Source organism: Streptomyces sp. NPDC048420 (assembly GCF_040651535.1).
Taxonomy (GTDB): domain Bacteria; phylum Actinomycetota; class Actinomycetes; order Streptomycetales; family Streptomycetaceae; genus Streptomyces.
This window is the reverse complement of record NZ_JBEZKG010000008.1, coordinates 25,103-36,879: the sequence shown is the minus strand read 5'-3', so window position 1 is coordinate 36,879 and position 11,777 is coordinate 25,103. Positions and strand designations below refer to the sequence as shown.

The window sequence follows — 11,777 nt, the reverse complement described above, 5'->3', positions numbered from 1 at the left end:
GCTGCGAGCCGGACCAGGTCGACGACCGCCGGGAGGCCGGGCCCGGCCTGCGGACTACGGCCTCGTTCGACCGGGAGGCTCAGCCGGCCCATCCGCGGTACCCGAGCCGGTCAACGCCCGCAACGGACCCGGCCACCGGACCACGGAACGCACACCGACCACCCACACACCGGGCCCGAGCCACGGACCGCGACCTCACCCGGCCGGAAAGAGGACCTGCCCGCGCGAGACAGACGGTCGGCGCCGTCCCTGGACCGCGAGGCAGGGGCGGAGCGACGGGCGCCGACAAGCCTGGTGGGGATCGCGACGCCGCCAGGCAGGCCAGACGGGGCAGTTGGCCGGGTCGGCGCTCCACGCCCCGTACCCCGCGCTCCGGGTCGCCGACGGCGACAGCCCCCGGGAACGGCCGAACGCCGCCCTACGACACCCTCGTAGACCAGGGAGAATCACCCCAGACCACAGAGAGGACGGAGCGACGTGAGCGGCCTCGCCGAGAGTCAGCCGAAGCAGACGTCTGCCCTGCGGGGCCGGCCGCGCAGTGAGGCGGTGGAGCGGTCCATCATCGAGGCCGTCATCGCACTGCTGGAGGACGGCGTACCGCTCGCGGAGCTGTCCATCGAGCGCATCGCGCGTACCGCCGGCGTCGGCAAGGCCACCATCTACCGTCGCTGGAACGGCAAGGAGGAGCTCTTCGTCGACGTCGTACGCACGTCCGAACCGCCGGACCCCGAACTCCCGGGCACCTCGATGCGCGACGATCTCGTGGCGTTCCTCGAACAGTTGCGCCAGCGCGGTCTGATGACCCGTTCCTCGGCGCTGCTGCACAGCGTGTTCGCCCAGATGAAGAGCAGCCCGAAGGTCTGGGACGCCTACCACACGCTCGTCGTCACGCCCCGGCGGCAGAAGCAGATCGACATCCTGCGCCGCGGCCAGGCGAACGGCGAACTCCGCACGGACGTCGATGTCGAGCTGCTCAACGACCTGATCGTCGGCCCCATGCTGTTCCGCACCATCATGCAGCCGAACGCGGCCCTGCCCGAGGGGCTCTCGGAGCAGATCGTCGACAGTGTGCTCGAAGGGCTACGACCCGTCAGTTCCTAGCCCCCGGCCCGAGTGTGCGCGTTTCGTCACAGAGGGCGCTTTCCCCACCGGGATCCGGAACTCGGGCCGCCGACTTGTACGTCATCGCCCCCGTACGGTCGTCATGGGACGACGAGACGGGAGCCGATCATCCCCTAGGGTCGTACGGGGTGTCTGACACCCCACGGCAACGGGGTGAACGGTGTGCACGGCAGGTAGTGAGGCGACGGTATGGCGCAGCAGGCGTACGTGACGGAGACGGCGGACGGCGGCTCGGGACCCGAGCGCCAAAGAGGCCGGTTCCGGCGCCTGCTCGGCAACGCGGTCTCCGGCTGGCGCGGTGACCGCCGGATCTGGCGCCGCGGCATCGTCCTCGCCGCGCTCGCCGTGATCGTCGCGTTGGTGATGCTGCTGCACGCGCAGATCCCGAACGCGGTCGGCAACCTCGGCAGCCTCACGGAGACCTTCCTGCCCTGGATCGGCGTGTTCGTACCGCTGCTCCTCGTGCTCGCCCTGGTGCGCAGGTCGGCGACCGCCCTGATCGCGGTGCTGCTGCCCGCGGCCGTGTGGCTGAACCTCTTCGGCGGGCTGCTGTCCGACAAGAACGGCACCGGCGGCGACCTCACGGTGGCCACCCACAACGTCAACGCCGAGAACGCCGACCCCGCCGGCACCGCCCGGGACGTGGCCGCCTCCGGCGCGGACGTGGTCGCCCTGGAGGAGCTGACCACGACGGCCGTACCGGTGTACGAGAAGGCGCTGGCGTCGACGTACAGGTACCACGCGGTCGAGGGCACCGTCGGGCTGTGGAGCAAGTATCCGCTGACCGGCGTCAAGGCGGTCGACATCAAGCTGGGCTGGACCCGGGCCATGCGGGCCACGGTGACCGCGCCGGACGGACAGGTCGCGGTCTACGTCGCCCACCTGCCCTCCGTACGGGTGAAGTTGGCGGCCGGGTTCACCGCCCGCCAGCGCGACAAGAGCGCCAACGCGCTCGGCGAGGCCATCGCGGACGAGAAGCTCCCGCGCAAGATCCTGCTCGGCGATCTCAACGGCACGATGAACGACCGCGCGCTGAACGCCGTCACCTCCCAGATGCGCTCCACCCAGGGCGCGGCCGGCAGCGGCTTCGGGTTCAGCTGGCCGGCGTCGTTCCCGATGGCGCGGATCGACCAGATCATGGTGCAGGGCATCGACCCGGTGAGCTCGTGGACGCTGCCCGCGACCGGCAGCGACCATCTGCCGGTGGCGGCGCGTGTGAACATCGCCACGTCCTCGTAACCCGCCGGGACCCCGTTGGAATACCGGGCCGGGGAGGCTTTGTTCCGTACTTGAACATAAGCTCGTACGGAACTCCGCTCTCCCCTGAAAGGCTCGGCTCTTCTATGCCCTTGGCCCTGCTCGCACTGGCCGTCGGCGCTTTTGGTCTCGGCACCACCGAATTCGTGATGATGGGCCTGCTGCCCGACGTCGCCGACGACCTGAACATCTCGATCCCCACCGCGGGTCACCTGGTCTCGGCGTACGCGCTGGGCGTGGTGATCGGCGCCCCGCTGCTCGCCGCGGTCACCGCCCGGATGTCCCGCCGCAAGGTCCTCATCGGTCTGATGGGACTGTTCGTGGTCGGCAACGCGGCCTCCGCCTTCGCCCCCGGCGAGTACGCGCTGCTCGCGGCCCGCTTCGTGAGCGGTCTGCCGCACGGCGCCTTCTTCGGTGTCGGCGCGGTCGTCGCCACCGGCATGGTGGCGCCGGAACGCAAGGCCCGCTCGGTCTCCCTGATGTTCCTCGGCCTGACCCTCGCCAACATCGCGGGCGTGCCCGTCGCCACCCTCATGGGCCAGCACTTCGGCTGGCGCGCGACCTTCCTCGGCGTCAGCGCGATCGGCCTGGCGGCGATAGCCTCGCTGGCCCTGCTGATCCCGCACGACCACGCGCACGCGCCCGCCGTGGGCCTGCGCCGCGAACTGGTCGCGCTGAAGTCGGTCCCGGTCTGGCTGGCCCTCGGCACCACGGTCGCGGGCTTCGGCGCGCTGTTCGCCGCGTACAGCTACATCACGCCGATGCTCACGGACTCCGCCGGATACGCCGACTCCAGCGTCACGCTGCTCCTCGCCCTGTTCGGCGTGGGCGCGACGGCGGGCAACCTGCTCGGCGGGCGCCTGGCCGACCACTCGCTGCGCGGCACCCTGTTCGGCGGTCTGACCTCGCTGGTCGCGGTCCTCGCCCTGTTCCCAGTGCTGATGTCCGCGCAGTGGAGCGCGGCGGTGGCGGTGGTCCTGCTGGGCACGGCGGCCTTCGTCACCGGCTCCCCGCTCCAGCTGATGGTCATGGAGAAGGCCTCCGCGGCCCCCTCCCTGGCCTCCTCCGCCAACCAGGCCGCCTTCAACCTCGCCAACGCCGGCGGCGCATGGATCGGCGGCCTCGCCCTGGCCGCGGGCCTCGGCGTGACCTCCCCCGCCGTGACGGGAGCCGGCCTGGCCGTGCTCGGCCTCGGCGTCGCCGGGGTCGCGGCGGTCGTGGACCGGCGGCACGTGGGGACGCGGTCCGGCCGGGAACGGCTGGTCGCCTCGCATGTGCCGGAGCACGCGGAGGCAGTGCGCCACTGAGCGGTCGTACGACCAAGGGGGGCGCCCGGTGATAACCGGGCGCCCCCCTTCGCTCACCCCATCACCTCCCGCGCCACGTCCGGGAACGCGGCCGGTCGGCCTGGGGGTGCACCCGCACGCAGCGGTATGAGAGACACCTGGACCTGGCCCGACATACGCGTCAGCGTCCCCCGGGGGTGGCCCGCGCCGGGTCTGTCGGCGGACTGTAGGTCCCTGTCGGCGACCTGTCGGTGGTTTGTCGGTGGGGGCTGACACCGTCCTTTCCATGACGCGAATCGACAAGAACCCCAAGGGCGGGAACACCGCCGTATCCGTGCGGGGGCTGGTCAAGCACTACGGCGAGACCAAGGCGCTGGACGGTGTCGACCTGGAGGTGCGCGAGGGCACCGTGATGGGTGTGCTCGGGCCGAACGGCGCCGGCAAGACCACCCTCGTCCGCATCCTGTCCACCCTCCTGACCCCCGACGCCGGGCAGGCGACCGTCGCCGGTTACGACGTCCTGCGCCAGCCCCGCCAGCTGCGGCGGGTGATAGGGCTCACCGGGCAGTACGCCTCGGTGGACGAGAAGCTGCCCGGCTGGGAGAACCTGTACATGATCGGGCGGCTGCTCGACCTGCCCCGCAAGGACGCCCGCGCCCGGGCCGACGAGCTGCTGGAGCGGTTCTCGCTGACGGACGCCGCGAAGCGCCCGGCGAGCACCTACTCCGGCGGTATGCGCCGCCGCCTCGACCTCGCCGCCTCGATGATCGGCCGGCCCCAGGTGCTCTTCCTTGACGAGCCGACCACCGGCCTCGACCCGCGCACCCGCAACGAGGTGTGGGACGAGGTCAAGCGGATGGTCGGGGACGGCGTCACCGTCCTGCTGACCACCCAGTACATGGAGGAGGCCGAGCAGCTCGCCTCCGAGCTGACCGTCGTGGACCACGGCAAGGTCATCGCCGACGGCGCCATCGAGGAGCTGAAGGCGAAGGTCGGCGGGCGCTCGCTGCGGGTACGGCCCGTCGACCCGATGCAGCTGCGGCCGCTGGCCGGGTGGATCGACGAGCTCGGCATCACCGGGCTCGCCACCAGCGCCGTGGACACCGAGGGCGGCACCGTCGTCGTCCCGATCCTCAGCGACGAGCAGCTGACCGCCGTGGTCGGCGCGGTCACCGCACGCGGGGTCACCCTCTCCTCCATCACCACCGAACTGCCCAGCCTGGACGAGGTGTTCCTGTCCCTCACCGGCCACCGCGCCAGTGCCCCGCAGGACCCCACGCCCACCACCGACACCCGCGAGGAGGTCGCCGTATGAGCGCCGCAACCGCCACCCTCACGGACGCCGACGCCCGGATCCCGCTGCGCGGGCACCTGAGGCACACCGGCGCCCTCGTCCGCCGCAACCTGCTGTGGATCCGGCAGGACCCCGAGTCGATGTTCGACGCGCTGCTGATGCCGGTCGTCTTCACCCTGCTGTTCGTGTACGTCTTCGGCGGCTCGATCGGACAGGCCCTGGGCGGCGGACAGGACGGCTACGTCCAGTACGTCATCCCGGGCATGATCGCGATGATGAGCATGACGCTCTCCCAGGGCGTCGGCACCGGCTTCAGCCAGGACTTCAACTCCGGTGTCATGGACCGGTTCCGGTCGCTGCCGATCGGGCGCGGCTCGGTGCTCTTCGCGAAGATCTCGGTGGAGCTGCTGCGGATGCTGTTCGCGACCACCGTGCTGATGATCGTCGCCCTCCTCGTCGGCTTCGACATCAACCACTGGGCCGGACTGTTCGCGGCGGTCGGACTGTCCGCCGTGTTCGCCTCCTCGATCATGTGGGTGTTCCTCACCCTGGGCGTGATCCTGAAGAACGCGCAGTCCGTGCAGGCGATGGGCTTCCTGGTGCTGTTCCCGCTCCAGTTCGGCTCGTCGATCTTCGCGCCGACCAACTCCATGCCGGGCTGGCTCCAGCACTTCACCGACTACAACCCGCTGTCCACCCTCGCGGACGCGGCCCGCGGACTGATGGTGGGCGGCCCGGTCGCGCACGACCTGTGGGTCACGCTCGGCTGGTCGGCGGCGATCACCGCGGTGGCGGCACCGTACGCCATCCACAAGTTCCGTACCAAGAACTGAAGTTCGGCTTCGGTGCGCGTCACACCAGGGCGGCGGCCTCCTGCGGGGAGAGGCCGCCGCCCTCCGCGTACGCCGACTCGTAGGCCTCGTCGCCGAGCACCGCGCGCAACGACCGCTCGGCCATAACCCGCACCTCACGCTCCACGCCCGTCGGGACATGGCTCGACGGCAGCAGCGCGTCCCCGGCCGCGAGGCAGTGGGCGCCGTCCCGGGCCCGCTCCCCGCCGTCGATCCCGGCGAGGGCGATCGCCGCGGTGCGCAGATACATGGTGCGCATATGGGGGGCGATGGTCAGGGCCAGCGGGTCCTCGGACTTCTCCAGTGCCCGACGGGTCAGCGTCAGACACTCCTCGTAGCAGCCGTCCATCGCCTCCAGCCAGGCCTCGGAGCCGAGGATGAAGGCGTCGAAGATGACGAAGTGAGCGATGCCGAACTGCTGGCGCAGCAGCCGGAGTTGCTCGCGTGCCTCGGGAATGCGGCCGGTCATGCCGAGCCGGCCCGCGAGGAACATCCGGGCGGCGGGCATCGCCTCGTTGCGGGCGCCGTCCCGGTCGGCGATCACCTCACGCAGCAGGGATTCGCCGCGCTCGGTCTCCCCCGTCTCCAGCAGCGTGCTGCCGAGCCGGGCGTTGAGCACCGACTTCTGGGCGCGGGCACCGAGCTGTTCGGCCCGCTCGATCGCCCTCTCGTAGTCGTCGGCGGCCGCACGCCACTCGCCCTTGCGCTCATGAGCCTCGGCCCGCGCGGAAAGCGCCTCGGCGGTGCCCCACAGCTCGCCGAGCCGCTCGTAGATCTCCAGCGCCTCCTCGGCGTCCCGGATGGCGTCGCCGGCCCAGTCGGAGCGGTTGGCGAGCAGGTTGGCCCGCCACTGGAGGGCCGCGGCGAGCTCCCACTCGTAGCCCGGGGTGGCCCGGCAGGTGGCGACGGTCGCCTCAATGACGTTGCGCAGCCGGTCCATGTCCCCGGTGAGCATGATGGCGAAGAACCACAGGGAGCCGGGCATCCGGCAGGTCTGCGCCATGCCGGGTTCGTAGGTCGCGGCGATGGACCGCAGCTTGGCCTGCGCGTGCTGGTTCTGCCAGGCGTCCAACTCGGTGTCCATACAGGCGAGATGGACGAGGTGGATACCGCGCCGGGCCTCCGCCAGCACCTCGCCGGTCCATGGCGGCGGGGTGTCCGTGCAGCGTTCCCACAGCGGGGCGGCAGGGCGCACCGGTTCGGTGAAGGGGTCGGGGCCGAGGCCCTGGACATCGCGGGACCAGTTGCGGGCCTCGATGCGCAGATCGCGCATCTGCCAGTACCAGGCCAGCGACAGGACCAGGCACAGCCCTTCCTGCTCGTCCCGCGCGGCGACGGCCCGGCGCAGCGCGGTACGGAGGTTCTCGTACTCGCGCTCCAGGCGCTCGATGGCGGCGAGTTGACCATGGCCGCGCAGCAACGGGTCGGTGGTGCGGGCGAGTTCGCGGTAGTACGTCAGATGCGCGCGCTCGGCGTCACCGCGTGAGCCGTCCGCCTCGTCGAGGCGCTGACCGGCGTACTCGGCGACGGTCTCCAGGAGCCGGTAGCGCATCTCGCCGCCACCCGAAGGGGCCGCCACCACAAGGGACTTGTCGACGAGCGACCCGAGCGACTCCAGCGCGGCGGGCCCGCACACGGCCTCGGCGGCGGCCAGGTCGCAACCGCCGGCGAACACCGACAGGCGCCGCAGGACGTCCCGCTCCTCCTCGTCGAGCAGGTCCCACGACCAGTCGACGACGGCCCGCAGGGTCTGCTGCCGGGGCAGCACGGTACGGCTGCCGGAGGTGAGCAGGCGAAAGCGGTCGTCGAGCCGGTCGGCGATCTGACGTGCGGTCAGCATCCGCAGCCGGGCGGCGGCCAGCTCGATACCGAGGGGCAGGCCGTCGAGGCGGCGGCAGATCTCGGCACAGGCCGCCGCGGTCTCCTCGTCGGCGTCGACCCGGAAGCCGGGGCGGGCGGCGGCCCCCCGGTCGGCGAGCAGCCGCACCGCGACCGGCTCCGGCAGCGGCTCGACCGGGCGCAGCAACTCCCCCGGTACGCCGAGGGGTTCACGGCTGGTGGCCAGTACGGTCAGCCCCGGGCAGCGCTCCAGGAGCGTCTCCGTCAGCCGGGCGGCCGCGTCGACGACGTGCTCGCAGTTGTCGAGGATCAGCAGCATGCGGCGCCGGCCGCAGTGCTCGGCGAGCCGCTCGACGGGGTCGTCCGGCCGCTCGCTCCCCGCGGCGCGCATCGCCTCGGCACCGGCGCCGTACAGCACGGTCTCACGGGCACCGACGGCGGTGAGCACGGCCTCCGGCACGGCGTCCGGGTCGTCCACCGGGGCGAGCTCGGCCAGCCACACCCCGTCCCGCGCCGCGTCCCGCACGGTCTCGGCGGCCTCCTGCGAGAGCCGGGTCTTCCCGGCCCCGCCGGGCCCGAGCAGGGTGACGAGCCGCGCGGCCGCGAGGTCACCCCGGATGGCCTCGATATCGGCTTCCCGGCCGACGAAGGAGGTGAGGCGGGCGCGGAGGTTGCCGGGGGGAGGGGGGTCGAGGGGATGGGAGGGGGCGGTGGGGGCGTGGCTGTTCGCCAAGCCGGTCCCGTTCCCACCCGCGGGAGCCGACGTGGGCGTTGCGGTCGGGTCCGGCGCAGGTGCCAGCAACTCCCCGTGCAGCGCCCGCAGTTCGGGACCCGGGTCCGCGCCCAGCTGGTCCGCGAGGAGTTGTCGTACGGACTCGTACGCGGCCAGCGCCTCCGCCGCGCGGCCCGTGTCGCGCAGGGCGCGCAGGCGCAGGGACTGGAGGGGCTCGTCGAGCGGGTGGGTGTCGCAGAGGGCGGTCAGTTCGGGGAGGGAGTGGTCGGCGTGCCCGAGGGCGAGCGCGGCGGCGTGGCGGGCGCGGAGAGCGTCGAGCCGACGTGCTTCGGCACGGGCCGCCTCGGCCGTGCGGTCGGGCAGGTCCGCCAGGGCCGGCCCCCGCCACAGGGCGAGCGCGTCGTCCAGGACCACGGCCGCCTTGGCGGCGTCGCCGTCTGCCAGGGCCCGCATGCCGTCACCGGCGAGCCGCTCGAAACGGTGCAGGTCGACGTCGTCCGGCCCGGCGGTCAGCCGGTAACCACCGTCCACCGAGACCACGGAGTCCGCCCCGAGCGCCCGCCTGAGCCGCCCGACCAGCGCCTGCACCGCGCCCGTCGCGTCGGCGGGCGGGTCGCTGTCCCACACCTCGTCCACCAGCACGCTCACCGGGACGGTACGGCCGGGCCGCCGAGCGAGAACGGTCAACAGAGCACGCAGCCGCGCTCCGCCGACGGGAACGGTCATGCCGTCGGGGCGGAGTGCCTGCGTGGTGCCGAGGATGCGATAGCGCACGGGTCCATTCTCACTCGCCGTCAGCGCGGTGCACGCGCCCTCTCTCCAGGAGACAAGGCTCCACTCCGGATTTACCTAACTCTCAGTTTGTTAGATACAAACACCCGATGCTCAGTTCATGGCGCGATCACCAAGGGCACTCATCGTCGTACGGCTGACGAACCACACCGAATCGACGACCAGCCCAGAACGGCAACTGCAACAGTGCGAGTCCTTCTGCGAGTTGCGCGGTTGGGAGGTCATCGGTGTCGCCAGAGACCTGTCCGTCTCCGCCACCGCGGTACCGCCCTGGAAGCGGCCGGAACTATCGGTGTGGCTCGACGACCGCGCACCCGAGTTCGACGTGATCGTCTTCTGGAGACTCGATCGGTTCGTTCGCCGGGTCGGCGACCTGCACCGGATGATCGAGTGGGCCGCGAGCCATGGCGGAAAGGGACTGGTCTCCGCCACCGAACCGTTCGACCTGACGAGCCCCGAAGGAAAGGCGACCGCCACCCTGATCGCCACGTGCGCGCAGATGGAAGCCCGTGCCGCCGCCGAGCGGGTCGTCTCCTCGCGTGCGCACTTGCTCATGTCCACACGTTGGGGCGGCAGTTCACCCCCTTTCGGGTATCGCACCTACGCGAAGGACGGTGCCCGATATCTGGAGATCAACCCGGAGACGGCGGACGTCGTCCGGGAAGCCGCTCGGCGCGTCATCGGCGGCGAGCCGGTCAACGCCATCTGCCGCGACTTCGAAGACCGCGGGGTACCCGCCCCCGCGGATACGTATCAGCGAAACAAATCCGGCAAGGACTTCGCCTGGTATCCCCGCACGCTGAAGGGAATCCTCACCTCTCCCACCCTGCTGGGGTGGAAGACACGCAGCGAGGATGTCCCTGGCAAGAAGTACAAGAAGCGTGTACTGGCTCACGACCCTGACGGCCGCCCCATCCGCGTGGCTGAGGCAGTGCTGGAACAGGATGCCTTCGACGACCTCCAGAAAGCCCTGGCCAGCGCCGCCTCCCCGGTCGGCGGACGCCTCGCGACACCGAGGACACCACTCCTCAACGTGATCAAATGCGGGGGGTGCGGCAAGAATCTACAGCTCCACACATCCAGGAAACGGCGCAAGGACGGGACGTACCGGGTCACAGAGAAGATCCGCTGCCTCTCACGGATCGGCTCTCCGGCATGTCCCGGTTATGTGTTCCTGCCCGACGAGGAGATCACTGCCCCTCTGCGGCGCATGCTGGTCCAAGCAGTAGGAGGGACGCCAGTTGCCCGCCGTGTGTACGTCCAGCGCACCGGAGGCAAAGGAGAGACTGCGGATACGGCACCTGCGTCAGGGGAGGATCACTGGCGGTTCGTATCTGTTGGTCCCACCTTCGCCGAGCGGTGGTGGAACATGGACGTCACTGACTTCGGCAAGGACCTGGTGCATGCCGGCATCACTGTCAGATGTCATCCGCCAGAACGCGGCGGCCACGTTCTGGAGGTACCCGAAGACTTCCACCAGCGCCTTGCGAGGTTCCTGACATAGTCGGGACGCCACATTCACCATCACGGTCGCAGACGTCAGCTCGACCGCAAGCACCTGGAGCCCAATCCATGGCCACGACCTCTCGCACGAGCGAGCAACGGATCAGTCCGGTCTTCCTCGGAATAGCTGCCGTCACGGCAGTGACCGGCTGGGCCACCTGGAGCGGATTCGCCGAGCTGCCTGGTGTGGCGGTGTTCCTCTTCGTCACCGCGGCCTGGGTGATCTCCCTCTGCCTGCACGAGTACGCACACGCTCGTACCGCCCTGCACAGCGGTGACATCACGGTCGGGAGCAAGGGCTACTTGAGCCTCAATCCTCTCGCCTATACGCACGCCTTGCTCAGCATCGTGCTGCCGGTGCTGTTCGTGATCATGGGCGGTATCGGTCTGCCCGGCGGCGCGGTCTTCATTGAGCGCAACCGCATCCGGGGGCGCTGGAGGCACAGTCTGATCTCGGCGGCGGGCCCGCTGACGAATGTCCTGTTCGCTGCCGTGTGCACCGCCCCCTTCTGGCTGGACGCCCTCGATGGGGTCCCGCGGGACTTCCGGTACGCGCTCGCGTTCCTCGCGCTGCTCCAGGTCTCTGCCGCGCTCCTGAACTTCCTGCCGGTGCCGGGCCTGGACGGCTACGGCGTCATCGAGCCATGGCTGTCCCACAACGTCAAGCGCCAGGTGGAGCCCTTCGCGCCGTTCGGTCTACTGTTCGTGTTCGCGCTGCTATGGGTGCCGGCAGTCAACCACGTGTTCTTCGACGTGATCGACTCGATTCTGGCCTCGCTCGGCATCAACGATCTCGAGACGTACTGCGGCCAGGACCTGTATCGGTTCTGGCAGACGAGCGATTTCTGCTCGGTCAGCGGGTGACAGACCTCTCGGCCCGGCCCCGCTTGAGGTAGTACCAGCACATGTTCGACGACAGCCCCGCCAGCAGCACCCACACGACCCCCAGCCAGCTGCCCTGCGCGAAGGAGACGACCGCCGCGGCCACGGCGAGGAGGCAGACGGCGAGGGCGTAGAGGGCGAGGCGGGGCATTTCCACAAGCTCCTGTCAGGGGGACACTGCTGCGCTACGACGACCAGTGTCCCCCATCGGCTCACCT

At 70.7% G+C, this 11,777-nt stretch carries 9 protein-coding genes; 7 read left to right on the top strand and 2 right to left on the bottom strand.

Annotation, left to right across the window (positions count from 1 at the left end; genetic code table 11):
- Nucleotides 1-477: 477 nt before the first annotated feature.
- The 5 genes from AB0D34_RS15585 to AB0D34_RS15565 all read left to right on the top strand — a co-directional run bounded on the left by AB0D34_RS15585 (nucleotide 478) and on the right by AB0D34_RS15565 (nucleotide 5,792).
- A complete protein-coding gene (locus AB0D34_RS15585) occupies nucleotides 478-1,101 on the top strand; it encodes a TetR/AcrR family transcriptional regulator (protein ID WP_362661727.1) in 624 nt (207 codons plus the stop codon).
- Between the two features lie 210 nt (nucleotides 1,102-1,311).
- Nucleotides 1,312-2,361, top strand: a complete 1,050-nt coding sequence (locus tag AB0D34_RS15580) for an endonuclease/exonuclease/phosphatase family protein (protein ID WP_362661725.1) — start codon at nucleotides 1,312-1,314, stop codon at nucleotides 2,359-2,361.
- Between the two features lie 104 nt (nucleotides 2,362-2,465).
- A complete protein-coding gene (locus AB0D34_RS15575) occupies nucleotides 2,466-3,686 on the top strand; it encodes an MFS transporter (RefSeq protein WP_362661723.1) in 1,221 nt (406 codons plus the stop codon).
- A gap of 265 nt (nucleotides 3,687-3,951) precedes the next feature.
- Nucleotides 3,952-4,980, top strand: a complete 1,029-nt coding sequence (locus tag AB0D34_RS15570; protein WP_362661721.1) for an ATP-binding cassette domain-containing protein — start codon at nucleotides 3,952-3,954, stop codon at nucleotides 4,978-4,980.
- Entirely contained in the window at nucleotides 4,977-5,792 is an 816-nt protein-coding gene (locus tag AB0D34_RS15565) for an ABC transporter permease (RefSeq protein ID WP_362661719.1), read from the top strand. Before AB0D34_RS15570 ends, AB0D34_RS15565 begins: the two co-directional genes overlap by 4 nt.
- 19 nt (nucleotides 5,793-5,811) lie before the next feature.
- Here AB0D34_RS15565 and AB0D34_RS15560 read toward each other — a convergent pair whose 3' ends face one another.
- Nucleotides 5,812-9,108 (bottom strand): BTAD domain-containing putative transcriptional regulator, encoded by a 3,297-nt coding sequence (locus AB0D34_RS15560; protein WP_362662344.1) that lies wholly within the window; start codon nucleotides 9,106-9,108, stop codon nucleotides 5,812-5,814.
- 166 nt (nucleotides 9,109-9,274) lie between these two features.
- On the opposite strand from AB0D34_RS15560, the gene AB0D34_RS15555 reads away from it, so the two are divergent.
- Together AB0D34_RS15555 and AB0D34_RS15550 are read left to right on the top strand one after the other, a co-directional pair.
- Nucleotides 9,275-10,678, top strand: coding sequence for a recombinase family protein (locus tag AB0D34_RS15555; RefSeq protein ID WP_362661717.1), 1,404 nt, complete (start codon nucleotides 9,275-9,277; stop codon nucleotides 10,676-10,678).
- A 68-nt stretch (nucleotides 10,679-10,746) separates the two neighbouring features.
- Entirely contained in the window at nucleotides 10,747-11,541 is a 795-nt protein-coding gene (locus AB0D34_RS15550; RefSeq protein WP_362661715.1) for a site-2 protease family protein, read from the top strand.
- Here the strand turns inward: AB0D34_RS15550 and AB0D34_RS15545 are convergent.
- A complete protein-coding gene (locus tag AB0D34_RS15545; RefSeq protein WP_362661713.1) occupies nucleotides 11,531-11,710 on the bottom strand; it encodes a hypothetical protein in 180 nt (59 codons plus the stop codon). The two genes, AB0D34_RS15550 and AB0D34_RS15545, sit on opposite strands and share 11 nt — an antisense overlap.
- Nucleotides 11,711-11,777: the final 67 nt, after the last annotated feature.

Excerpts from the sequence above, each read along its gene's own strand:
- AB0D34_RS15570 (WP_362661721.1), top strand. The coding sequence starts at position 3,952 with ATGACGCGAATCGACAAGAACCCCAAGGGCGGGAACACCGCCGTATCC.
- AB0D34_RS15565 (WP_362661719.1), top strand. The coding sequence starts at position 4,977 with ATGAGCGCCGCAACCGCCACCCTCACGGACGCCGACGCCCGGATCCCG.
- AB0D34_RS15575 (WP_362661723.1), top strand. The coding sequence starts at position 2,466 with ATGCCCTTGGCCCTGCTCGCACTGGCCGTCGGCGCTTTTGGTCTCGGC.
- AB0D34_RS15580 (WP_362661725.1), top strand. The coding sequence starts at position 1,312 with ATGGCGCAGCAGGCGTACGTGACGGAGACGGCGGACGGCGGCTCGGGA.
- AB0D34_RS15550 (WP_362661715.1), top strand. The coding sequence starts at position 10,747 with ATGGCCACGACCTCTCGCACGAGCGAGCAACGGATCAGTCCGGTCTTC.
- AB0D34_RS15555 (WP_362661717.1), top strand. The coding sequence starts at position 9,275 with ATGGCGCGATCACCAAGGGCACTCATCGTCGTACGGCTGACGAACCAC.
- AB0D34_RS15560 (WP_362662344.1), bottom strand. The coding sequence starts at position 9,108 with ATGACCGTTCCCGTCGGCGGAGCGCGGCTGCGTGCTCTGTTGACCGTT.
- AB0D34_RS15545 (WP_362661713.1), bottom strand. The coding sequence starts at position 11,710 with ATGCCCCGCCTCGCCCTCTACGCCCTCGCCGTCTGCCTCCTCGCCGTG.